At 42.1% G+C, this 22150-nt stretch carries 25 protein-coding genes; 18 read left to right on the top strand and 7 right to left on the bottom strand.

What is annotated here, in order from left to right:
* Positions 1-4 precede the first annotated feature (4 nt).
* Positions 5-1102, bottom strand: coding sequence for a VWA domain-containing protein (locus WC622_RS00610; protein WP_372816266.1), 1098 nt, complete (start codon positions 1100-1102; stop codon positions 5-7).
* A gap of 95 nt (positions 1103-1197) precedes the next feature.
* On the opposite strand from WC622_RS00610, the gene WC622_RS00615 reads away from it, so the two are divergent.
* Complete coding sequence (locus WC622_RS00615) at positions 1198-1623, top strand: DUF4440 domain-containing protein (RefSeq protein ID WP_372816268.1); 426 nt, start codon at positions 1198-1200, stop codon at positions 1621-1623.
* Positions 1624-1685: 62 nt separating this feature from the next.
* Here WC622_RS00615 and WC622_RS00620 read toward each other — a convergent pair whose 3' ends face one another.
* From WC622_RS00620 to hemW, 5 genes are all read right to left on the bottom strand, one after another.
* Positions 1686-2567, bottom strand: coding sequence for a cupin-like domain-containing protein (locus WC622_RS00620; RefSeq protein WP_372816270.1), 882 nt, complete (start codon positions 2565-2567; stop codon positions 1686-1688).
* 193 nt (positions 2568-2760) lie between these two features.
* On the bottom strand, positions 2761-3312 hold the full coding sequence (locus tag WC622_RS00625; protein WP_372816272.1) for a fasciclin domain-containing protein: 552 nt from the start codon (positions 3310-3312) through the stop codon (positions 2761-2763).
* Between the two features lie 116 nt (positions 3313-3428).
* Positions 3429-4214: an SDR family oxidoreductase gene (locus tag WC622_RS00630; RefSeq protein WP_372816274.1), complete on the bottom strand. Its 786-nt coding sequence runs from the start codon at positions 4212-4214 to the stop codon at positions 3429-3431.
* Positions 4204-5046 (bottom strand): sterol desaturase family protein, encoded by an 843-nt coding sequence (locus WC622_RS00635; protein WP_372816276.1) that lies wholly within the window; start codon positions 5044-5046, stop codon positions 4204-4206. The genes WC622_RS00630 and WC622_RS00635 overlap by 11 nt, the downstream gene beginning before the upstream one ends.
* A gap of 55 nt (positions 5047-5101) precedes the next feature.
* The gene (gene hemW / locus WC622_RS00640) at positions 5102-6232 is read right to left on the bottom strand and encodes a radical SAM family heme chaperone HemW (protein ID WP_372816278.1); all 1131 of its coding nucleotides are present in this window, start codon (positions 6230-6232) and stop codon (positions 5102-5104) included.
* Between the two features lie 204 nt (positions 6233-6436).
* Between hemW and WC622_RS00645 the strand changes: the two genes are divergently transcribed.
* The 9 genes from WC622_RS00645 (at position 6437) to WC622_RS00685 (ending at position 12656) form a co-directional block, all read left to right on the top strand.
* The gene (locus WC622_RS00645) at positions 6437-7534 is read left to right on the top strand and encodes a tyrosine-type recombinase/integrase (RefSeq protein ID WP_372816280.1); all 1098 of its coding nucleotides are present in this window, start codon (positions 6437-6439) and stop codon (positions 7532-7534) included.
* The gene (locus tag WC622_RS00650) at positions 7515-8447 is read left to right on the top strand and encodes a hypothetical protein (RefSeq protein ID WP_372816282.1); all 933 of its coding nucleotides are present in this window, start codon (positions 7515-7517) and stop codon (positions 8445-8447) included. Before WC622_RS00645 ends, WC622_RS00650 begins: the two co-directional genes overlap by 20 nt.
* 134 nt (positions 8448-8581) lie before the next feature.
* On the top strand, positions 8582-8926 hold the full coding sequence (locus WC622_RS00655) for a helix-turn-helix transcriptional regulator (RefSeq protein WP_372816284.1): 345 nt from the start codon (positions 8582-8584) through the stop codon (positions 8924-8926).
* A gap of 185 nt (positions 8927-9111) precedes the next feature.
* The gene (locus WC622_RS00660; RefSeq protein WP_372816286.1) at positions 9112-9474 is read left to right on the top strand and encodes a plasmid mobilization protein; all 363 of its coding nucleotides are present in this window, start codon (positions 9112-9114) and stop codon (positions 9472-9474) included.
* The gene (locus WC622_RS00665) at positions 9464-10249 is read left to right on the top strand and encodes a relaxase/mobilization nuclease domain-containing protein (RefSeq protein WP_372816287.1); all 786 of its coding nucleotides are present in this window, start codon (positions 9464-9466) and stop codon (positions 10247-10249) included. The genes WC622_RS00660 and WC622_RS00665 overlap by 11 nt, the downstream gene beginning before the upstream one ends.
* A 12-nt stretch (positions 10250-10261) precedes the next feature.
* Entirely contained in the window at positions 10262-10819 is a 558-nt protein-coding gene (locus tag WC622_RS00670; protein WP_372816289.1) for a hypothetical protein, read from the top strand.
* A gap of 79 nt (positions 10820-10898) precedes the next feature.
* Positions 10899-11300, top strand: a complete 402-nt coding sequence (locus tag WC622_RS00675) for a hypothetical protein (RefSeq protein ID WP_372816291.1) — start codon at positions 10899-10901, stop codon at positions 11298-11300.
* 6 nt (positions 11301-11306) lie between these two features.
* Positions 11307-12263, top strand: coding sequence for a zeta toxin family protein (locus tag WC622_RS00680; protein WP_372816293.1), 957 nt, complete (start codon positions 11307-11309; stop codon positions 12261-12263).
* Between the two features lie 75 nt (positions 12264-12338).
* Positions 12339-12656 (top strand): DUF6922 domain-containing protein, encoded by a 318-nt coding sequence (locus WC622_RS00685; protein ID WP_372816295.1) that lies wholly within the window; start codon positions 12339-12341, stop codon positions 12654-12656.
* Between the two features lie 589 nt (positions 12657-13245).
* Here the strand turns inward: WC622_RS00685 and WC622_RS00690 are convergent.
* On the bottom strand, positions 13246-13596 hold the full coding sequence (locus WC622_RS00690) for a response regulator (protein WP_372816297.1): 351 nt from the start codon (positions 13594-13596) through the stop codon (positions 13246-13248).
* 347 nt (positions 13597-13943) lie between these two features.
* Between WC622_RS00690 and WC622_RS00695 the strand changes: the two genes are divergently transcribed.
* The 8 genes from WC622_RS00695 (at position 13944) to WC622_RS00730 (ending at position 22149) form a co-directional block, all read left to right on the top strand.
* The gene (locus WC622_RS00695; protein ID WP_372816299.1) at positions 13944-14573 is read left to right on the top strand and encodes a methyltransferase domain-containing protein; all 630 of its coding nucleotides are present in this window, start codon (positions 13944-13946) and stop codon (positions 14571-14573) included.
* A gap of 28 nt (positions 14574-14601) precedes the next feature.
* Positions 14602-15849 carry an NADP-dependent isocitrate dehydrogenase gene (locus WC622_RS00700; RefSeq protein WP_372816361.1) on the top strand — a complete coding sequence of 416 codons (1248 nt, stop codon included), beginning with the start codon at positions 14602-14604 and terminating at the stop codon, positions 15847-15849.
* A gap of 469 nt (positions 15850-16318) precedes the next feature.
* The gene (locus tag WC622_RS00705; RefSeq protein WP_372816301.1) at positions 16319-17074 is read left to right on the top strand and encodes a YoaK family protein; all 756 of its coding nucleotides are present in this window, start codon (positions 16319-16321) and stop codon (positions 17072-17074) included.
* Positions 17075-17192: 118 nt separating this feature from the next.
* Positions 17193-17780, top strand: coding sequence for a methyltransferase domain-containing protein (locus WC622_RS00710; RefSeq protein WP_372816302.1), 588 nt, complete (start codon positions 17193-17195; stop codon positions 17778-17780).
* A 22-nt stretch (positions 17781-17802) separates the two neighbouring features.
* Positions 17803-18381 (top strand): methyltransferase domain-containing protein, encoded by a 579-nt coding sequence (locus WC622_RS00715; protein WP_372816304.1) that lies wholly within the window; start codon positions 17803-17805, stop codon positions 18379-18381.
* 90 nt (positions 18382-18471) lie between these two features.
* Positions 18472-19236 carry a Crp/Fnr family transcriptional regulator gene (locus WC622_RS00720; protein ID WP_372816306.1) on the top strand — a complete coding sequence of 255 codons (765 nt, stop codon included), beginning with the start codon at positions 18472-18474 and terminating at the stop codon, positions 19234-19236.
* Between the two features lie 269 nt (positions 19237-19505).
* Complete coding sequence (locus WC622_RS00725; protein ID WP_372816363.1) at positions 19506-19781, top strand: DUF983 domain-containing protein; 276 nt, start codon at positions 19506-19508, stop codon at positions 19779-19781.
* 106 nt (positions 19782-19887) lie between these two features.
* The gene (locus WC622_RS00730) at positions 19888-22149 is read left to right on the top strand and encodes an NADP-dependent malic enzyme (RefSeq protein WP_372816308.1); all 2262 of its coding nucleotides are present in this window, start codon (positions 19888-19890) and stop codon (positions 22147-22149) included.
* Position 22150: the final 1 nt, after the last annotated feature.

The raw sequence follows: 22150 nt of genomic DNA on the forward strand, positions 1-22150 counted from the left end.
GCTTTTAGTTTCCTCTAAAAGTTTTTCTTCTATTTTTAATATAATCTTCAAAAATGTATTCACCCAAACCAGTTAAAGAACTATAAAAAGCTCTTCCACCATTAATTTGTGTAAACTGTCTTACAAACTGTTGCAAATAGGGGTCTTGTGCAATCATAAACGTAGTGATTGGAATGTTTAAACGTTTGCATTGCGCTGCCATATTTAAAGTTTTGCCAATTACTTTTCTATCCAAACCCATACTATTTTTATAATATCGACCATTTTCCTTTAAACAAGTTGGTTTTCCATCTGTAATCATGAAAATCTGCTTGTTGTGGGTTTTTCTACGGCGTAATAAATCGGTAGCTAATTCTAACCCTGCTAAGGTATTGGTATGGTAAGGGCCAACTTGTAAATAGGGCAAATCTTTAATGGTGATTGGCCAAGCATCGTTCCCAAAAACTACAATATCTAAGGTGTCTTTCGGATATTTTGTTTTAATCAGCTCTGCTAAAGCCATTGCCGTTTTCTTTGCTGGTGTAATTCTGTCTTCGCCATATAAAATCATAGAATGAGAAATATCTATCATTAATACAGTGGATGTTAACGTCTTATAATCTTTTTCTTCGACTTCTAAATCTTTTTCAGTTAACGTGAAATTACTAATGCCATGATTTATTTGCGCATTTTGGATAGATGCTGTCATGTCGATTTGATCTAAACTATCACCAAAATTGTATTCTCGTCTATCGGCATTTTTTTCTTCTCCAATACCTGAAATATTGCTGTTATGATTTCCCTTTCCAGCTTTTTTTAATTTGCCAAAGATTTCTTCTAAAGCAGATTTTCGAATGGTTTGTTCAGTTTTTGCAGTAATTTTAACTTCACCATTTTCCTCTTTGAGATAGCCTTTTTCTTTCAAATCCTCAATAAAATCGCCCATGGCATATTCATTATTGGTGAATTTGTATTGCTTATCGAGTTCGTTCATCCAAGCCAAAGTTTCTCCGGCATCGCCAGCGGTATAATTCAGTAATTCGGTAAAAAGCTTAAGCAATTCATCGAAGCCACCTTTAGGCAATTCATTCGGTAAAAACTTAGAAAATTGAAATCCTTTCATTAGCTATATAAACGTAGTACCGAAGGTAAAAGTTTGAGAATGAATTAATGTTATGGACTTGTAAAAATACCTTACTATATTTAAAGATGAAACAGATGAAAAAATTAATGTTCGTGCTGATTTGCTTATTTTCTTTACAAGCTCAAGCACAAAAAATTAATGATAAACAAGCTATTTTGAACCTTTTAGAAAAGCAACGTGGCGATTGGAATAAAGGAAACGTGGAAGCTTTTATGCAAGGGTATTGGAAAAGTGATAGTTTATTGTTTGTTGGTAAAAGCGGAGCGACTTATGGCTGGCAAAAAACATTAGATAATTATAAAAAAGGATATCCAGATAAAGCTGCAATGGGTTTTTTAACTTTTGGAATAAAAAAAGTAGAGCTTTTAACCAAAGATAGAGCGTTTGTTTTGGGAAGCTGGAATGTAAAACAGGAAAAAAATGAGTTAAAAGGATATTTCACACTTTTGTTGCGTAAAATAAACGGTGTTTGGAAAGTTGTGGTAGACCACTCTAGCTAAAGATTAAAAATAAAAAAGGTCAAACATTTCTAGCTTTGACCTTTAACAATCTTATAAAAAATCTATTTCGGGTTTCCGTTTTTTAAAGCTCTTTCTGCACGTTTAATAGCTAATTTTTCTCTCCATTGTGCATAAGGAGCTTTAAAAGTCATTTTCAATAAACTATCTACACCACCTTTAACGGCTAAATTGAAAATACTTGCTGCTTTTCTACTTAAAGATGCATCCCAAGCTCTTAAACTTAAAGAGAAAGAACCATCCAAATACTTCATCCAATGCCACATACCAGTTGGCATAAATAAAGTATCACCATGTTCTAGAAAAACTTCGTAACCTTCTACCCCTTTTAAAGCTGGGAATTTTTCGAAATCTGGATTTGCAACATCATAATCCTCTAACGCATACGTCGCATTTGGAATACAGTATAAGCGTTTTTTCCATTTATTATCAAATAGAATGATATGTTTTCTTCCGCCAAAATGCGTATGGAAAAGATGAGGTAAATCTATATCGTAATGTAAAAAAGTAACAGAATTAGAACCTCCAAAAAACATAGCCGGCATGCTTTCTATAAAACCGCCCATTAAATCTTTAGGAATTTTAATGTCATTAATTAAACTTGGAACATGCTTAAACAAATTAAAAAAGAATATCCGTAATTCTGTAGGCTCTCTTTTAATCAAGTCCAAATAATCACCAAATTTCATGCTGGCAATAGAAGCATTAATTGGTTTGGTAGGATCAGCCTTAGAATTATCCACTAAGTTGACTTCGATATTTCCACCAATTTCTTTTAAATAATCAGTCGTCCATTTTTCACGGGCAGGCCAATCTTTAGTTAATCCTTTAATAATTAATGGTTTCCCGGCATCGAGATAATTTTTTTTGAAATCTTCTCGGCTAATCGTTTCAACGGTGTCAACTGGTTTTAAAATAAAGCTCATAATGTGCAATAAAGTAAATTTAGGAAATCAAAATGCATTGCTAACCTACTACATGCAAAAGTGTAAATTAAATTTTAAAAAAAATATGATTAATCTCACAAATGTTAAGACGATGATAATTCGATGTAAAATTAAAAAGCGCTCTGAAATTCAGAACGCTCTCTCTTAACTGTAAATTAGGGTAATTAATCTTTTATTTTGGCATTAAAACAGTGTCGATTACATGAATTACGCCATTGCTTTGAAAAACATCTTTTATGGTAACTTTCGCCATTGCACCTTTTTCGTCTTTAAGCATTAAATTTTTACCTTCCATCCAAGCCCACAATTTACCGCCTTGTACAGTAGTTAATTCTGCTTTACCACCACCAGCTTTAATTGCAGCAGCAATTTCTTTGCTTCCCATTTTCCCAGCTACAACATGATAAGTTAAAATTGTAGTTAACATTGTTTTGTTTTCTGGTTTTACTAACATATCTACAGTTCCTGTAGGAAGTTTTGCAAATGCATCATTAGTTGGCGCAAAAACTGTAAATGGGCCAGCGCTTTTTAAAGTTTCTACTAAACCTGCAGCACCCACAGCCGCAACCAGTGTCGTGTGATCTTTTGAATTCATAGCATTTTCCACAATGTTTTTTGTTGGATACATTTCAGAACCACCAACCATTGGGTTTTTTTGTGCCTGAACTTGTGTTGTGAATGCCATAGCTACTACGACAATTGCAGATAGGAATATTCTTTTCATAATTTTTTAATTTGATATGAAAGCAGATACGCAGAATAAAACCTGATGGATTGAAAAGGATTTAATTAAATTATTAAATTATTGATTTTCAATTAATTAAATTTGTATAATGAAGATTATATAACTTTCGCTTTGCGGATTACTTTAGAAAATAAACGAGGGAAAAAGCGTTTAAGTAATACCCCTTTTACTTCTTTGCCGCCAATATAAACCTCTTCTTTTTTGGCTTCAATCGCTTTTACAATTTGTTCGGCACAAACTTCTGGAAGCATGCCATTTTCTTGAGCGTCATCCATAGTGCCTTGTGCTGTGCCATTTGCTGTTACTGCATTGATAGTCACTTTTGTTTTGATAAAACCTGGGCAAGCGAGCATAATGTGAATGTTAGGATTGTCAATTTCTATACGAAGCGAATCGAAATAACCATGTAAAGCGTGTTTTGATGCAGAATAAGCGGAGCGGAAACGAGTGCCAAATTTACCTACTAAACTGCTTACACAAACAACGCTACCACGTCCTTGCGCTAACATTTGGGGTAAAACGGCTTTACTTAAAATTACCGTGCCCCAAAAATTAACATCCATCAGGCGTTTTTCAGTTTCTAAATTAGTTTCTAGTGCTAAACTTCTTTGACTAATCCCACCGCTGTTAATTAAAATATCAATTCTTCCAAAAATTTTGATGGCCTCATCTGCTTTGCCTTTTAAGGAATCGTTATCAGCTAAATCAAGCGATAACACATGTACATTAATTTGATCTTTACAATTGGATTTAACTCTAAAAAGCTCATCACGGTTACGTGATGAAATGATTAATTTTGCACCTGCTTTATTGTATGCATATACTAATGCTTCACCAATACCAGATGAAGCTCCAGTAATCCACACAATTTTATTTTTCATCTGCATTGGGCATAGAATTTTTTAATGCATCATTTTCTAGAACTTTTTCTTCCATCGATTTCTCTGTAACTACCTTTTCTTTTTTGGAAGTAATGTGTATGAATTTTTCATCGTATTCTGGTCTTAAAGTTCCCATCCATCTATCCCAAAATAAAAAGTACAAACCATAATTGCCTTTAAAGAATTGATGGTGCATATTATGAGCAGTTCCGGTACTTATCCATTTACCAATTTTGCTTTTTTGAAATTTTGCTGAAAATAATTCATACCCTAAATGACCATAGACATTGTAAACAAACACAATCGTAAAAAATACGGCTAAATGTATTTGATGAACAGGCATTACAAAAATAATAACCACAAATATGCCTGTTTCCACTACCGCTTCTAACGGATGAAAAGAGTACGCCGTCCAAGGAGTTGGACTAGTAGATTTATGGTGAATTAAATGAAAAAGTCGAAATAGTTTTGGATGGTGCATCATCCGATGAGTCCAGTAAAAATAGGTGTCATGAATAATCAACATTAACGGAAAAGCAAGAAAGAAATAGACCCAACCATAATCACTTATATGCTGATAGAGTAGGGTATAAGGTCTTATTTTGTCATTTTCTAAAAAAATTACCGGTAAAGCCCCAAAAATTACAATGGTAATAATCGAATAGAAAATATCCCGTTTGTGATCAGACATCTTGGGTATTTTCTTTTGTAAGCGTCTTCCGCTAAATCGTTCATGAAACAACACATAGAAAATCAAAAAAGCAATTCCAGCGATTAAAAAATAACGGGTTCCTACATCAAAAATATATTTTAGAAAATTTTCTGGGGTCATAACGGCTATTAAAAGAGGATGTTGAGCAAAAATAAGGAAAATGCCTTACATTATTTTATTCGTCAACTGCAAAAAGTTCTGACGCAATACCATCTGCAAATAATTTACCTCCATAAGTAAGATTGATGATGTTATTGCTTAAAACTAATTGTTCTTTTTCAATAAATGGCTTGATTTGTTTGAGTGTTTGTTCTGTGTAATTTTTGCCAAAGTCAGCAGTTATCTTTTGTAAATCTATTCCCCACATGGTACGAATTGAAGTCATGATATATTCATTAAAACGTTCATTTTGACTTAATTCTTCAATACCTTCTGCTAATTTTTGCGAGGTTAAAGCACTTAAATATTTTGCGTTATTAGCTACATTAATATATCTGTTTTGTCCATCAAAACCATGTGCAGAGGGTCCAATGCCTAAATACGAAACGCCTTTCCAATAATTAGTGTTATGAACGGCATATTTGCTTGGCAAGCTATAATTTGAAATCTCATAATGCTCAAAATTATTCTTAGTCAATTGATCTGTTAAGATTAAAAATTGAGCAGCACTTTGTTCCTCATTTATAGGTGCTTGTTTTCCTTTTTGTATCGCGTTAGCTAAAGCTGTACGAGCTTCAACAGTGAGCGAGTAGGCTGAAATATGTGGAGTTTGTAAGGCTAAAATGGTTTGAATATTAGTCAACAACTTTTCGTCCGTTAATAGAGGATAACCATAAATTAAATCAATACTTAGATTTTCAAATCCAGCATCCTGACTTCTTTTGATGCAATTTATCGCCTCATCCGTATTATGCGCTCTGTTCATCCAAACTAAATCTTCGTTAAAAAAAGATTGAATACCGATGCTAAATCTATTAATTGGAAGTTGACGTAGTTCGCTTATTTTTCTGGTATCAAGATCATCAGGGTTAGCTTCAATTGTAATTTCGGCATTGGTCGATATGGAAAAACATTCTGTGAGTGTATCGAAAATCTTCTGGAGTGATGCTGTAGACAAAACAGAAGGAGTACCGCCACCAAAATAAATGCTCCCGATTTGTTCTGTTATGCGATCTTTTTTAAGTCTGATTTCTGTGCAAATTGCATCTGTCATTTCATCCACATACTTAAAAGAAGTAGAAAAATGGAAATCACAATAAGTGCAAGCCTTTTTACAGAAAGGAATATGGATATAAATACCAGCCATGCTATGAACCTTGGGTTAAGAGCCATAAATCGGGATAGATTTTAGGTGCTATTTGCTTCATAATCAGTTGATAATATTTTTAATGTCTCTCTTAACTTTTTGCATTTTTTCTTTCTTTAGCTTACTTTTGTTACTGATATGTTACTCGGTCTGATTTTTGAGTAACAAAAGTAACAAAGTTGTTTTACCTATCCCACATCCGCCATGGTAACCGTAAGATACAAGAAACTAAACGATGATAAATACAGCGCCTACCTGGATATCTATTCTGGTACCGGACAAGGCAAAGGTAAGCGCAATTATGAATTTCTCAAGATTTATGTGACAAAGGATTATTCCAATCCGAGTGTCAGGGTCGCAGAAGTCGACAAGGACAAGATGAAGGTCATCAAGGCGATTCGGAATAACCGTGAGGACAAAATGAGCTTCTCGGAAAATGGTTATCAGCAGACCGCCAAGATCAATTACAACCTGTTGGATTATTTCAGGGATTGCCTTGCCAAGAAATACTACTATAGACTGGAATGCGTGACCATACAGCTCGAAAAATATGCAGATGGCGAAAAGGTCTTTTTCCAGGATGTGGATGAGGATTTCCTGTCCGCTTTTCAGGACTACCTGCTTGGAGTGGTCAGCCAGAATACGGCCAGCTCCTACATGAATACCTTCAGGCAGTATTTCAACAAGCTGGTAGTAAAGGGGATTGTGCAGGCTTCCCCATTTCCGAACTTTAAGATCGTTGGGCTTGCGGAGACCGAGATCACTACCTTGACCATAGAAGAGGTACGAGCACTTGCCAGTTGCATTCCAAAGAAGGGAAACAGCCAGGTAAGGCAGGCATTCCTGTTCTCCTGCTTTACGGGGCTTAGGTTTTCGGACGTCAAAAAACTGACCTACGAAGAAATCCAAGGAGACCATCTGGTCTTCCGTCCAGCAAAGACTACGCAGAAGATTGTACGGGTACCCCTGCTGGAGGATGCGGGTACCATTATCAAAAACCTGCTCAGGCATCCCAAGAACGACAAAGTGTTCTGGGGACTTCCTTCCAGCCAGGTGGTGAACGTTTACCTCAAGTTCTGGGGACTGGAGGCTGGTATCAAAAAGAGCCTGCACTTCCACGCCGCAAGGCACACCTTTGCCACAATTGGCTTAACTTTTGGTATAGATGTCTACACCATGCAGAAATTATTGGGGCACTCCAAAATTGAAATGACGCAGATCTATGCAAAGATAGTTGACGAAAAAAGAAAATCCGAGATGTTAAAATTTCCAAGCCTGTTAGATGAAAAGAGTACTATTTGAAATCCTGCTGTTGATCGTTTTCTTCGGTTTCTTTCTGCGCTTTCCTGAAGTGCGCCTGCCGATCGTGTCCGGGATTATTGCCCTCGTGGTCTGGATCGTGCCCGTTCAACTATTGTTGTCAGTAGGTATAGAGAATTGGGTGAACGAATTCGGCGGCAAGTTCCTTGCCCTACCATTGGAAGAACGGATGGCTCAGATCCGTTCCACCTTTGCAGGCCTGTCCGAAGTGGAAGCCGTTAAGCTTAGGTGGTTCTATTTACAGGCCTGTATCTTTCATTACATCTTAATGCTAATGGTGGCGCTCGCCTTTATCACGGTTGCCATCTTCTTTCTTATGGGAGGAATGACCAGTGATGACCTCACCACCACTACAACAGGGATATTAGCAGCAATCCTAGTTTGTGCCGCGGGGTACTTCTTATTGCCAAAACTTTATCCAGCTATAGTAAAAAGGAACCTTGATGAGACTTACCACCTTTTCCAGAAAAAGGACTGGCAGAAACGGTTGTTCCGAGAGGAGGTTGCCATGGCTGAGCCCTATGTGCCAAAAACATTCTACGATTTTTGGCTACAGGGCAAAAACATTGACGACAAAAAGGCTGCTTTTGCCTCCTTTATCGAGACCGTCAATGCACAAAGTTCCAATGGGAGACTGCTGACCTTTAACGATGTCGATAAGCTGGAGATAAAGTGTGTTGTGCATGCCAAAGGCCTGAGCAAATCCCTTGCTGGATTTCTAAAATACTGCATTGAGGAGCGGGGCGTGCTTTCCGACGAAATCCTTCGCCACCGCTATCGTGAACTGCTAAGGGATGTATTCAGTTTGGAAGAACTGAAAAACCTTGTCTTTTTAGAAGGGCAGCGCTACAAGAGTACTCCGGTAGAATATGTAGAAGTCTATAGGGCAAAATAGCTTTTTCCAGATTCCAATATCATTTAATAAAGTGACTTTGTTCGATTACAAAGAGCTCATACGATTGCCATCAAACGTTCGTGAAGGCTTGTATTTATCTATTTTTTTGCTTCCGTACATTAACAGGAAAACAAATGAATATAAATCAGGACACAAGGCTTATCGACCTCAAGGTCTCAGACCTTATCGAAATTCTAAACCAGAACCAATTACCGACTCCTACACTCTCGCCTGTTGCCCAAGAGGACGAGATCGGGGGATACGAAGTTGCCGAAAAGATTACAGGTTATTCAAGGCAGACCCTTTACCAGCTTAAATCGGCTGGGCAACTGCCCTACCTATCATTGCCAAGCGGAGGGGTAAGGTTTTCTAAGAAGACCCTATTGCAATGGCTGCTTTCCCATAAAAGGCTTACCGAATCAGAGGCGGCAGATAAAGCGCTCGATTTTGAGTTCAAACGAAAACTCAGGAGAAGATAACTGATGAAAGAGCTTAGTTTTGAAGTTAATTGCAGCGGCGATTGCGAGGGAGCCTTCTTTTGGCATTTGCAGGGAGCAAGTTTGTGTTTTTGTTCCACAAAAACCCGTCCGCTGCGCCGGACTAAAACTTGCTTTTCGCTCCCGATGGTCGCAAAAAGAGCCACTGATAAATTGACCCTTTAACTATGGAAAAAGAGCAGTCAAAAAGAGCAAAAGGTGGACGGCCGCTAAAGAAGATCAAACGGGAACGCAACGTCAGGGTGAGACTTACGGTATCGGAGCACCTGAGGATTGAGCACAAGGCCAAATTGGCGAAGATGACAATCAGTGAATGGGTCAGAGCATCCGCTGTGACTGCGAAAGTAAGTGCGCGTCTTTCGCCCGATGAACTGGGGCACTTTAGGGTGCTTAGCGGGCTTGCCAACAACCTTAACCAACTGACCAAGCTCGCCCATGTGCAGGGATTATTAATAGTGCAGCGAAAGTGCCGTGAACTGCTCGGGTCAATCGATCAGTTGCTTACAAAATTAGGCGGAAATGATTGGTAAGGTGTTGTCGGGCAGGAGCTTTGGAGGATGTGTCCGCTATGTAATGCTAAAAGAGGGCGCATCGGTACTGCTGGCCGATGGGGTGAGGGAAGAAATGCCTAGGCATGCCGTCCAGGACTTTAACTTGCAAAGAAAGATGCGTCCTGGACTGGGAGAGGCGGTCGGGCATATTTCCCTTAATTGGAGTGTAGTTGATAAACCCAACCTCGATAATGAAAGAATGATCGGCTTGGCGAAGGAATATCTGGGAAGGATGAAGATCTGCAATACACAGGTTCTCATCGTAAAGCACAACGACCGTGATCATCCGCACATCCATATCGTCTACAACAGGGTTGCTAACGATGGGCGCACCATTTCTGACAAGTACCTTAAGAAAAGAAACGTCGAGATATGCAAGTTGATGACAATGAAACATGGTCTTTTTATGGCTGAGGGAAAGAAGCAGGTCAACAGGTCAAGGCTTATTGGAAGTGATCATATCAGGTACCAGATCTATGATGTTTTAAAGCAACAACTTAAAAAATGTGCTGATTTTGATGACCTTAAAACTGCATTGGCCAGTGCTGGGATTAAAATAAATTATAAATCCTTAGCTGGAACAAATCAGGTACAGGGAATTTCATTTGAAAAGGATGGATGTTCTTTCAAGGGTTCGGCAATCGACAGGTCAATGGCATTTGCCAAGATTGCAGGTCAACTGGAAGAAAACAAACGAGCTGAAAAATTAAAGCAAATAGACCAATCCAAAACAAATTTAGGCCTTGGCATTTAAAATATAAACCATATGAAAGACACAACAACGGAGCAACTGGAATCAATCGAACAGGTATTGGAGGTGGTCGTCGCAAAATTCGTTTCACTGGAGACTTCTGTTAAGGAGCTGATCGAACTTGAACCGCCCGATTACGAAGAGCAATTTGAGCAGATTTTTAACGTGCTCGACATCGCCAAACGCAACTATGAGGCACAGCGACTTGGAGAGCTGATGAAAGTCCTTGAACGACGTATGGCGCAGGTTCCCGAAAAGACGGTTATCAGACATCACCATCATTTGGAGGCAAAAACAAAATTCCAAGTTATAGGCTTTCTGCTTATATTTTTGATCCTTGCGGTTTGCATAGGTTCATCGGTGAGCCTTTTGATCAGGAACGACCAACTTTACCGCGATGGTGAACAGTTCAAGGTCGTAAAGGCTTATTACCCGACAATTGCAGCTCCAATTGGTAAGGCATATGAAAATGACCGTGTTAGGCTAATGCAAGCGACAGATTCAATACTGAATGCAAAAAAGCATTCTAGGCAAGTGGTACAAGCAAACGGCAGCAAAAGGAAACGTAAATAAAACAGCATTAATTGTCATTTTTGGCCGCAAATTAGGCAATAATTAGAAAAATATGTACTTTAGTATAAATCAAAGGATAATGAAAACTCAACTTGTAACAGATTATAGCGGCGAGCCGGTGGCAATGGTGGTCGATTATAAGGCTTGGGTAAAGATTGCCGAGCAGCTTCATCTTCCAATAGAGAAAATCCCAACCGTTAAAGAGCGTAATCCATTGGACTGGTATAAGTTGACCGAGATGGCAAATTCAGTGCTCAACGGCGTTATTGCCTATGCCAGCCGTGAGCGGCGCAAGGAACTAAGCCGTATCAGTCCCGACATCGAAGTTGTAGAAAAGCTAACCTCCCTTCGTAACGAAGTGGCCGAGGCCAACCGCAATTCTTTGAACTTTCGGAGCCTGGAACGCATGGAAGAGCTTATCGAAAAGTACGGTCCGATCTTGCGAAGTGAGAATTCCCAGCATCTAGGGCTTTCCAGATAACCAGTTATGCCGATCCTGGAAACATTAAAAAAACTGTACCAGCTTTCCGAAAAAGATTTTGTTGCCATCCAACAGGATATCATTGATATCTATGCATATACTGTATCGGCGATCAGAAATCCGACGGTAATTATTCTGGGTGGGCAGCCTGGGGCTGGCAAGACAGAGCTTGAAAAAGAGGCACGATTGGAGCTTTTTGACAACGTAGTTACTTGCAATGCTGACCTGTTCCGTGATTTCCACCCGGATGCCAGCCTGATCCGTTCAAAGCATTCTGAATATTATCCCGAGATCACATCAGACTATGCCCAACGGTGGAACAGGGGCCTGCGTGACCATTGTGAGAAGCATAAGCTCAACTATATTCTGGAAACCACTTTTTCGTCGGGTGAGTTGATGAACGAAACCATTGAAAGTCTTAAATCAATGGGATACGTGGTAGAAATCAAACTGCTTGCGGTACATCCCAAACTTAGTTTTTTGGGCACACAGCTAAGGTATGAACATATGATTGCAATCGAAGGGTCGGGGCGAGCGGTTTCGATTGCCGCACACGAGGAAAGGTTTGTAAATATTCCGAACACACTTGCAATGGTACAGCAGGCAGGTTTGTATGATGAGCTTTGCATATATGGGAGAAACGTTGCCAGTGGACAAAATTCATTGACCCATGGAATTCAAGTGCTGGAAAGAAATCCAAAAAATCCCCTTGCCGTCTTCAGGGCTGAGATTGAGAAGGAATGGCCACATAAAATGGTGGTCTACTTTGAGCAAATCCTAGAGGAATTGCTCGACATAAAAATACAGCGGAAATGTGGCAGCGAGGAAATTAAAGATATTACAGCTTCCCTTGAACGCAAAATCCCCTTAAGCTGGCCGGAAACTGATAAGGATATTTCTATTGAAATTAAAAAGGTGAAGGGTAGAGAATACCCAGAGCGCGGAACTGGCTTGGGACTTTAAGGAACTGGCGATAGCTTTCATATTGTTTGGTCCTAAATTATCCGTGTGAGCCGTAAAATATCAAATAGCAAGACTATGTATTTCGATAACTATAAAGATTTTCCCGATGCCCAGCTTGATATGAAACTGCTCTGGGAATACGATTTGGATAAAATCGACCTTAATAGCTCGCGTAACGTTGTAGTCCAACGGGTGATTGAACGCGGATGGCCACAGGACTGGTATTTCATCCTCAACTACTATGGTATTGCGGCAGTCATCGAATCTATCAAGCAAATTGGATACCTAAATGATAAGGACATGTATTTTGTCAGCCATCAGTTTGGTATCCCTTTAAGTGAAATGAAATGCTACGAGAAGAAACAGTCAGGTAATCTAAACGGGAACTTTTAACGACTTTGAGGGATATACTCTGTTGGCAGTAGTTCATGGAATTACAGCTCAGTTATAAGTATAGATTTTTTCTTAAGCATAGCAGCGGTCCATCCTTAAGCTTCCGGCCTTTTTGTACGCAAATTTCTGAACAATCCATTTTCCGTCAAGGCTAAACCCTAACGGGTTTGCGTCATAAAAATCTTCCCTGCTCGCTCCGCTCACGAGGTATTTTTATTCGCAAAGCCTTGCCTTGGAAAATGGATTGGATTCAGGTGAGCTCCTACCAAAAAATTGGAACCTTTTCCGCCGAAAAATGTCAATTCCTGAAATTGTCCTTCATGCCGAGATATGTCCTTCCATTGTGGTTGAAGCCGGTGGTGCATTGATGATAGCCGAATCCAATGCCAAGCCAAATTATACAAAACCATTTTCCGTATGTCGTTGTTACCTATATTTCCGCCGTTGTATAGCCTACAGTTACCCGTTTCCCTCTGTTTTCGCTCTTACAAGGTGAGGACTTTGTAAAGCATGAAATTGAATGTTTAAGGAGGCTAATGTGTACACAGATTAATACTTTTTAAGTTAACTGGATAAAATTCTGTGACTTCTAGATATGCTTGTTGATAACCTCGTAAAGTACCGATAGATCGAAGGGCTTTCTGATATAGTCGTCAAACCCCAATCTTCTCGACTCTTCACGGATATTGTAATTGCAGCTTAACGCGATGATCGGCAGATGCGGATATTTTTGTTTGATCTTCATGAAAATCTCCATCACCCCCTGTCCACTGAGCTTATAGTCCAGCATCACGACATGCGGGCGCAACCTATCGATGGTATCCAAAAAGCCCTCCTTAAAATCTTGGATAGTAAAGACCTGGAAACCCTTTGCCCTAAGTGCTAGTTGCAGTACATCCAGCACGGCTTCATCGTTATCCTGTATAAAAATCGTCTCCATTGCTGTAATTGTAGATGCTGCATCATAAATGAATGCAATGACCAAAGTCCGGTTAAAGATGCGAAAAAATCTGATATCCTTAAAAACTGATTTATATCATGGCAACAGGTGATATTTAGCTGGGAGATATGGGATTTCCAATCGTATTTTTGTTGTGAATCAAAAGTATAACCAAGCACATGGCCATGGAGAAAAGAAGGACATCCGATAAAGGAGAATCGTTTTGGGGCAAGTACAAGCGGTTCGCTGTCACCGAAATCCTTTTGTACCTGATCATGGTGGTCGGCATCGCAGTCGGCCTTTTGATACTGACATGATCATAGCATTAACAGCCAAATTTCCAAAGCATGATAAACGATTGCGATACGTTCGAAAGCCCCATACTTCCCGCTATACTACCTATGGATTATTATGATAGCGACCAGGTGTTCGACAGCTATTTTCCCGATCAGGCCCAAAGGGTGTCAGAGATACATTGGACCCCTCTTGCTATGGCCAAGGAAGCGGCCTCATTTCTGAGCGCTGTACCAGGTTCGAAGATACTGGACATTGGCAGTGGGATCGGAAAGTTCTGCATTGCGGGCGGCCATTTTTTCCCGGATTCGGAGTTCCACGGCGTGGAACAGCGAATGGACCTGGTAGAGGTTGCCATTAGGGCCAAGAGAAGAAGCATGGTGGACAACGTCCATTTTATGCATGCCAATTTTACCCAGTTGAGCCTAAATGGCTACGAGGGCATCTATTTTTACAACTCATTTGCAGAAAACCTCAGCTCTCTTTCCCGGATCGATGAAGCAATTGAATACTCGTATTCACTATACGAATATTATTCTAATTTTCTCTATAATAAACTGTCAAAGGTGGCCAAGGGAACCAGGCTTGCCACCTACTACGGGGACGAGAACGATGTGCCCACAAATTTCGAACTGGTGGGACAACACCCGCAGAAGCCCCTGAAAATGTGGATATGCAAATAGTACAATATATTAGACATTAACAATGGAAATCAGAAAAATAAAAGTGGCAAACCCTATCGTGGAGATGGATGGTGATGAAATGACCCGTGTAATATGGCGCTTTATCAAAGATAGGCTCGTACTTCCCTATTTGGAGGTTGACATCAGGTATTTTGACCTTTGCCTCGAAAACCGTGATCTGACCAACGACCAGGTAACCATCGATGCTGCTGAGGCGATAAAGAAACATGGCGTGGGGATCAAGTGTGCCACCATCACCCCAGATGAAGCGCGTGTAAGGGAGTTCAAGCTCAAACAGATGTGGAGATCACCTAACGGCACTATACGGAACATCCTTGATGGAACGGTATTCAGGGAGCCGATCGTCATTGAAAATATTCCAAGGCTGGTTCCGAACTGGACCAGTCCGATCTGCATCGGTAGGCATGCCTTCGGCGACCAGTATAGGGCAACGGATTTTCTTACCAAGGGCAAGGGAAAACTGACCATCACCTTTACGCCGGAGGATGGGAGTGGACAGGAGTCCTTTGAGGTATTCAATTTTGAGGGCGATGGCATAGCAATGGCCATGTACAATACCGATGAAAGTATCTATGGTTTTGCAAGGGCATGTTTCAACCAGGCCCTTGCAAAAAAATGGCCGCTCTATCTCTCTACCAAGAACACGATCCTGAAAAGGTACGACGGTCGTTTCAAGGATATTTTCCAGGAGGTCTACGAAAACGAATTTTCTGGTGCCTTTGCAGATGCGGGCATTACCTACGAGCACCGGCTGATCGATGATATGGTTGCCTCTGCACTGAAATGGAACGGAAGTTTTGTCTGGGCATGCAAGAACTATGATGGAGATGTCCAGTCGGATACCATCGCACAGGGCTTTGGTTCCCTTGGGCTGATGACCTCCGTACTGATAACCCCCGATGGAAAGGTAATGGAATCCGAGGCGGCCCATGGAACGGTGACCCGACACTTTAGGGAACACCAGGCCGGAAGGCCTACCTCCACCAATCCCATTGCATCAATATTTGCCTGGACAAGGGGGCTTGCCTTCAGGGGGAAACTAGACGGGAACCAGGCACTGATCACTTTCTGCAATATCCTGGAACAGGTCTGTGTCGATACGGTAGAGTCCGGGAAGATGACCAAGGACCTGGCCAACTGCATCCATGGAAGTTCTGCGGAACATGTGCGCGATTATCTTTTCACCGAGGAATTCCTGTCGGCAATCGAAGAAAACCTGCACTTGGCTTTTCTTGGGAATGATCATGGCCTATAATTGTGGTCTGTAAATAAACTGAAATGAACGGCATACCATTTATCATATCTTTTGAACAGGTATCCTATCTGCTGTACTTTGTAGCTATCGGCAGCAGAAAAACAACCTTCGAGATCCACCTGCAGGGAAAAAACCATCTTTTGGAGCTGGATCCCACGGGCAGCTGGGTCGAAACTGCCCCGGACGCTGAATGTCCGCTGGACCCCGCTCTGATAAATAAAGTGGTCCGGGTTTTTAAGTGCAATTTCCAATAGAACATTGTTTTCCTAAAATAACATATACTCCCAAAAACCGCAGGCAGCCTAATTTGGAGAGAGATATGATACGCAAAACTTGCAATGACAAAGAACAAACTGCCATAGCTGATAATTATCAGCTATGCTTTGCTGAATTTTCACGAACTTAGTCCTGGCAGTATATCCATCATTTACATCACCTCATTCTTGCAGGATGCTAAACCGAAATTGTTATGCTTAGGCACCTTGGTGCAAAACGGACCCCTGAACATAACCTCAGGCTTGCTACGCTATTGGGAATGACAGCCGGTTTTGTGAACGCAGCAGGGTACCTGGCGTTCAGTATATTAACTACCAACGTGACCGGGCATGCTGCACTGTTTGCGGAACGTATTGCCTTTCAGGACTGGGCAACTGCCCAGGTCATAGCACTCTGGATGGTGCTTTTTCTTGCAGGAGCATTTGTTTCTACCTTCATACTCTCCCTGATTGGATACAACCAGCGCTACTCCTACTCGGTTCCCATCGTGTTCGAGATTTTAATTTTGGCCTTCTCTGCAGTCTATGGTGGTAGATATGATGGGACGCTGCTTTCCAAGGAAGTTTTTGCTGGAAGCCTGCTGTTCGCAATGGGGATGCAGAATTCCCTTGTTTCGATGATTTCTGGATCCGTCGTGCGTACAACCCATCTCACCGGTACCTTTACCGATCTGGGAATTGAACTTGCCCAGTCTGTCCGTGGTGATGTTGCCGATCCGGCGGCACTTCGTTCAAAGATCAAGCTTCGGCTGGCCATTATCTTTTTCTTTATGCTTGGTGCCATAGCTGGGGCCTATCTTTTCAAACAGTTCCAGTTCACTTCCTTCTATGCCCCGATAGTGCTGCTTATTTTGGTACTTGTCTATGATGTGTTCAGGATCAGGGCCAAGCGCTACTACAACAGGACCGCCATTGCCGTGAGAAAAAAAATAAGGCGAAGGCAGCCCTGATAAATATCAGTTCCGCCCTTGATATTTATCTTAAAAAATGGAGATGACTTCAGGTATTTTTGAATTGAAGGGACAGATGCCCTAAAGCGAAATTTCATCTCAAATTATTGGTTAACGAATGGGCAACTTAAAAAATTTCTTCAGGGACGATCAATCGTTCGATAGGCTATATCCCGAACATTTCCGATGCATATCTAAAAAACACTGGACACCGCTTTTAGTGGCCCAACAGGCAGCGGAGTTCCTAGCCTGGCCCGATGCCAAGATCCTGGACATTGGCAGTGGTGTTGGAAAGTTCTGCATGATAGGGGCGAAAATGTACCCTGGAACAGTTTTCTTTGGGGTGGAGCAACGGCAAGAGCTGGTCAGTTGTGCTGAAGATGCCAGGAAAACCTTGGGTTTGCAAAACGTGGAATTCATCGCGGTCAACCTGGTCCAGCTTGATTTCAGCGGTTTTGACCATTTTTATTTCTACAACCCGTTCTTTGAGAATATTGATTTTGCCAATAGGATTGACGACTCGGTCGAGACTTCAGTAGCACTCTATGCCTATTATACCCTATACCTTCGGACCAAACTGGACAATATGCCAGTAGGAACAAGGGTTGCCAGTTACCAGGGCCCTGGAAATGAGGTATCCGAGAACTATTTGCTTTCCCAAAGCCTACTTGGCGGACTGTTGAACATGTACATTAAAACCAGATGACCCGCCAACTGATATTATCAACATGATAGGAACCTATTTTGGGAATGATGCGCATTTCGACTTCCTTTATCCCGAACATATTATACAATTGTCTACCGTGCACTGGACTCCGTTGGACATTGCAAGAAGAGCGGCGGCATTCCTGTCCGTTCCAGGGGGAAGGATAATGGACATCGGTTGCGGGGTAGGAAAGTTCTGCCTGACGGCCGCATTTTTCCATCAAAACTGTACCTTTTACGGCATAGAACAACGTAGGGAATTGGTAGAGATAGCCCAAGGGGCCCAATCAAGCCTGGGCCTGACAAATATTGATTTCATCTGTGGAAATATCGCAGAAATAGACTTGGCCCCCTATACAGGATTATATTTCTTCAATTCCTTCTATGAGAACATCGACACCCAAAGGGGAATTGACGCGACGGTGGCAAGAAATGAGGATCTGTACAAGTTCTACACGAAATTGTTGTTCAGGAAGCTTGAACAGCAACCCTCTGGGTGCAGGCTGGTGACCTACCACACCTCCAAAGAGCAGGTCCCTGCCAGTTTCGTCCCAACAGGAGAATTCTTTCACCCCAAGGTCAGGATGTATATAAAAAGATGAACCTTCCCTATTGGTAGGCTGGTGGCACTTTGAAATGGGCTTCTCCAGAGCCCGTGAGGGTTGCGTGGCTGTTAAGTCCAACTTTGTGGCATGCTTTGTCCTGTTGAGGGATGGGGTAAACAAAAAAATATGTCGTATCTTCGCGTCATGAGCATTGCAGGGATTTTTCCGATCGATAAATGGAATTTCAGTACCAGCGCTATCCTTAATGTACTGACGGAGAAGGAATACGACTTTTTGATTTCCAGACAGATCGGGCAAAAATACGTAAAGGGAGAGGTCGTGTTCAGGGAGGGGGTTGTACCTTCCGGAATCTACCTTATTGTCAAGGGAAAGGTCAAGAAGTACAAGGTTGACCATAGTGGCCGGGAACAGATCATCTATGTGGCCAGTCAAGGTGAGTTCATAGGATACCATGCAGTGCTAGCCGAGGAACGCTATCCTGACTCTGCGGCGACCATCGAGGACAGTGTCCTCAGTTTTATCCCCAAAGAGGACTTTTTGCAGGTCCTGACTAGTTCGCCTCTGTTCAGTTCCCGTATGCTCAAAGCCCTTAGCCACGAGTTTACCGTTCTGGCCAACAACATATCTGTGTTTTCGCAGCGTTCGGCGATAGAGCGGCTTTCCATTTCCCTGATTTTTCTCCGTGAAAAGTATAAGAACGACCTGAACGCCGAAGGTGAGATCCTGATCAATATTTCACGTACCGACCTTGCCAATCTGGCGGGACTGGCCAAGGAAAATGTTATACGGTTGCTCAAAGAGCTCAAAGAAGAGGGTATCCTTCATACCGACGGCAGGAAGATCTGGATCTCCAACCTGGAAAAGCTGATCGTACGTTCCAACTATCGCTAGCTTAGATTTCTTTCCACACCCCAGAGAAAAGCTGATTAATATCAGTCCTTGGACTGACATTGGTTAAGAATGGAGAAGCCCTTATGGCCTATCTTTGGACGTCCAATAAGGTCATTGCAGTGATAGTACAACAGCATTGCCGTTTTTCCCATGACCCATAAAAATAAATGAACAAGACCCAGTACTCTGCCATGGCCAATGCCAAATGCCCCCGATGCAGGGAAGGAAAGATGTTTGCCAACACCATGTATGGCTTTCACTTACAGAAAATGAACGATTGCTGCCCTAATTGTGGCTTCCGGTTCGAACGGGAACCCGGGTATTTTTATGCCGCGATGTATGTCGGCTATGCAATGAACGTCATCGAACTATTATTGGCATGTACCGCAACATATGCCTGGACAGGCAACCTGACTTCGTTTGCGCTATACATGACTGTCCTCAGTGTTTTCCTGGTCATTTTGTCTCCGTTCAACTATAGGTATTCTCGGGTGATCCTGTTATTCTGGTTGACCCCTGGGATAAAGTATGATCCAAAAAAATAGTAATAATAGGATAGTAGAAACAATGCTTACCCTATCCCTCCCATAGTTAAGTTGAGCTTCGTTTGCCATTGTCCGGCCTGTCTGGCTTTTAATCAAAACTTCAAAAATGAGCAACTCAAAAAACCATAATCAAGATGCCTTGGACTATCATGCCCAGGGACGTCCCGGAAAGATCGAGGTCGTACCCTCCAAGCCCACAAATTCACAACGTGACCTGGCCCTGGCCTATTCACCGGGGGTAGCCGAGCCCTGTATGGAAATTTTCAGAAATCCGGAAGATGTCTATAAATACACCACCAAGGGCAATCTGGTGGCCGTCATCAGCAATGGTACAGCCGTTCTGGGGCTAGGGAATATCGGGCCGGAGGCCAGTAAGCCGGTCATGGAGGGAAAGGGGTTGTTATTCAAGATCTTTGCCGATATAGATGTCTTCGATCTTGAGATCGATGCAAGCACCATCGACCAGTTTGTAAATGTCGTGAAAGCCTTGGAACCTACTTTTGGAGGAATAAACCTGGAAGATATTGCCGCTCCTATGTGCTTTGAAATCGAACGCAGGCTAAAACGGGAAATGAATATCCCGGTGATGCACGACGATCAACATGGAACCGCCATCATTACGAGTGCAGCATTATTGAACGCCTGTGAAATTCAAAATAAAAGACTGGATAAGATCAAGCTCGTTGTAAGTGGTGCAGGGGCAGCAGCAGTTGCCTGTATCAAACTGTACCTAACACTGGGCGTAAAAAAGACAAATCTGTTGGTGTTCGACAAGGATGGCATTGTGAACAAAGACCGGACAGATCTTGATCCGATGCGGATGGATTTTGCGACTTCACGTACGGATATTTCATCAATGTCTGAAGCAATGAAAGGTGCTGATGTATTTCTCGGCCTCTCGGCAGCCAATGTAATCTCGGAAAAAATGGTACGTTCGATGGCCAAAAACCCTATTGTTTTCGCCCTGGCAAACCCAGATCCCGAAATAGCCTATGGACTAGCCATAAATTGCCGTAGCGATATTATCATGGCCACGGGACGATCCGATTATCCCAACCAGGTAAACAATGTGCTCGGGTTCCCCTATATTTTCCGGGGGGCGCTCGATGTCCGGGCAACCGCGATTAATGAGGAAATGAAGATCGCCGCCGTTAGAGCTATCGCCGATCTGGCCAAGCTACCTGTTCCAGAGGTGGTCAATTTGGCGTATGGATCCAAAAACCTGAAATTTGGAAGAGACTATATCATTCCAAAACCCATCGATTCCAGGCTAATCGGGATCGTCTCCATCGCCGTTGCAAAGGCGGCCATCGCCTCGGGGGTGGCTGGTAAGCATATTACCGATTGGGCGGCCTATCAAGAGGAACTTCAGTTTAGACTGGGTGCCGATGATAAAATTCTAAGGAATATCTCAAATATGGCCAAATCTGCGCCCAGACGTGTCGTACTTGCCGAGGCAGATAACTATAAGATATTAAAGGCGGCCCAAATCGTCAAGGATGAAGGAATAGCGATACCAGTCCTATTGGGTGATGAAATTGCCATCAGAAAACTAATGCTGGAGCATGGTATTGAACTTGGGGATACCCAAATCATTGATCCCTGGAAGGGTACAGCTGATTCCGAAGCCTTTGCCATACATCTGTTCAATCGTCGTCAAAGAAGTGGGACTACAATGTACGAAGCCAGAAAACTTATGCGTGACCGCAATTACTTTGGCGCGAGTATGGTAGAGTTCGGGCGTGCTGATGCATTGATCTCTGGGTTGACCAAAAATTATAAGTCAACGTTGAAACCAGCGCTTCAGGTCATAGGCACTAGACCTGGAGTAAACAAAATTGCGGGGATGTACATGATGCTGACCAAAAAAGGGCCTGTGTTCCTTGGAGACACTACGGTAAATCCAGATCCTTCCCTTCGGGAATTGGTTGACATTACCGCATTGATCTATAAAAAGGTCAAAGAGTTTAATATCGTTCCGCGAATTGCCCTGTTGTCGTATTCTAACTTTGGGTCTAATACTGGAATAACCCCTGAGAAGGGCAGGTTGGCCACTGCCTTGTTGAAAAAGGAGTATCCAGATATGATAGTGGATGGAGAGATGCAGGCCAACTTTGCCATGAACCCTGAATTATTACGTGCCAATTACCCCTTCTCTCCACTTAACGGGAGCCCTGCCAACACGTTGATTTTTCCAAACCTGGAATCCGGTAATATCGCTTACAAACTTTTACAGGAACTGGGCAGTTTGGAAGCCGTTGGACCAATTCTGATCGGAATGAACAAGTCGGTCCATGTTTTGCAAATGTACAGCCCCGTAAGAGAGATTGTAAATATGATCACCCTTGCTGTGGTCGACGCCCACTAAT

Origin of the sequence: Pedobacter sp. (assembly GCF_041662865.1) — a bacterium.
Lineage (GTDB): Bacteria > Bacteroidota > Bacteroidia > Sphingobacteriales > Sphingobacteriaceae > Pedobacter.

Bases quoted from the DNA above. Each gene is read 5' to 3' on its own strand.
- WC622_RS00610 (WP_372816266.1), bottom strand. From the start codon at position 1,102: ATGAAAGGATTTCAATTTTCTAAGTTTTTACCGAATGAATTGCCTAAA.
- WC622_RS00615 (WP_372816268.1), top strand. From the start codon at position 1,198: ATGAAAAAATTAATGTTCGTGCTGATTTGCTTATTTTCTTTACAAGCT.
- WC622_RS00620 (WP_372816270.1), bottom strand. From the start codon at position 2,567: ATGAGCTTTATTTTAAAACCAGTTGACACCGTTGAAACGATTAGCCGA.
- WC622_RS00625 (WP_372816272.1), bottom strand. From the start codon at position 3,312: ATGAAAAGAATATTCCTATCTGCAATTGTCGTAGTAGCTATGGCATTC.
- WC622_RS00630 (WP_372816274.1), bottom strand. From the start codon at position 4,214: ATGAAAAATAAAATTGTGTGGATTACTGGAGCTTCATCTGGTATTGGT.
- WC622_RS00635 (WP_372816276.1), bottom strand. From the start codon at position 5,046: ATGACCCCAGAAAATTTTCTAAAATATATTTTTGATGTAGGAACCCGT.
- hemW (WP_372816278.1), bottom strand. From the start codon at position 6,232: ATGGCTGGTATTTATATCCATATTCCTTTCTGTAAAAAGGCTTGCACT.
- WC622_RS00645 (WP_372816280.1), top strand. From the start codon at position 6,437: ATGGTAACCGTAAGATACAAGAAACTAAACGATGATAAATACAGCGCC.
- WC622_RS00650 (WP_372816282.1), top strand. From the start codon at position 7,515: ATGAAAAGAGTACTATTTGAAATCCTGCTGTTGATCGTTTTCTTCGGT.
- WC622_RS00655 (WP_372816284.1), top strand. From the start codon at position 8,582: ATGAATATAAATCAGGACACAAGGCTTATCGACCTCAAGGTCTCAGAC.
- WC622_RS00660 (WP_372816286.1), top strand. From the start codon at position 9,112: ATGGAAAAAGAGCAGTCAAAAAGAGCAAAAGGTGGACGGCCGCTAAAG.
- WC622_RS00665 (WP_372816287.1), top strand. From the start codon at position 9,464: ATGATTGGTAAGGTGTTGTCGGGCAGGAGCTTTGGAGGATGTGTCCGC.
- WC622_RS00670 (WP_372816289.1), top strand. From the start codon at position 10,262: ATGAAAGACACAACAACGGAGCAACTGGAATCAATCGAACAGGTATTG.
- WC622_RS00675 (WP_372816291.1), top strand. From the start codon at position 10,899: ATGAAAACTCAACTTGTAACAGATTATAGCGGCGAGCCGGTGGCAATG.
- WC622_RS00680 (WP_372816293.1), top strand. From the start codon at position 11,307: ATGCCGATCCTGGAAACATTAAAAAAACTGTACCAGCTTTCCGAAAAA.
- WC622_RS00685 (WP_372816295.1), top strand. From the start codon at position 12,339: ATGTATTTCGATAACTATAAAGATTTTCCCGATGCCCAGCTTGATATG.
- WC622_RS00690 (WP_372816297.1), bottom strand. From the start codon at position 13,596: ATGGAGACGATTTTTATACAGGATAACGATGAAGCCGTGCTGGATGTA.
- WC622_RS00695 (WP_372816299.1), top strand. From the start codon at position 13,944: ATGATAAACGATTGCGATACGTTCGAAAGCCCCATACTTCCCGCTATA.
- WC622_RS00705 (WP_372816301.1), top strand. From the start codon at position 16,319: ATGCTTAGGCACCTTGGTGCAAAACGGACCCCTGAACATAACCTCAGG.
- WC622_RS00710 (WP_372816302.1), top strand. From the start codon at position 17,193: ATGGGCAACTTAAAAAATTTCTTCAGGGACGATCAATCGTTCGATAGG.
- WC622_RS00715 (WP_372816304.1), top strand. From the start codon at position 17,803: ATGATAGGAACCTATTTTGGGAATGATGCGCATTTCGACTTCCTTTAT.
- WC622_RS00720 (WP_372816306.1), top strand. From the start codon at position 18,472: ATGCTTTGTCCTGTTGAGGGATGGGGTAAACAAAAAAATATGTCGTAT.
- WC622_RS00725 (WP_372816363.1), top strand. From the start codon at position 19,506: ATGAACGATTGCTGCCCTAATTGTGGCTTCCGGTTCGAACGGGAACCC.
- WC622_RS00730 (WP_372816308.1), top strand. From the start codon at position 19,888: ATGAGCAACTCAAAAAACCATAATCAAGATGCCTTGGACTATCATGCC.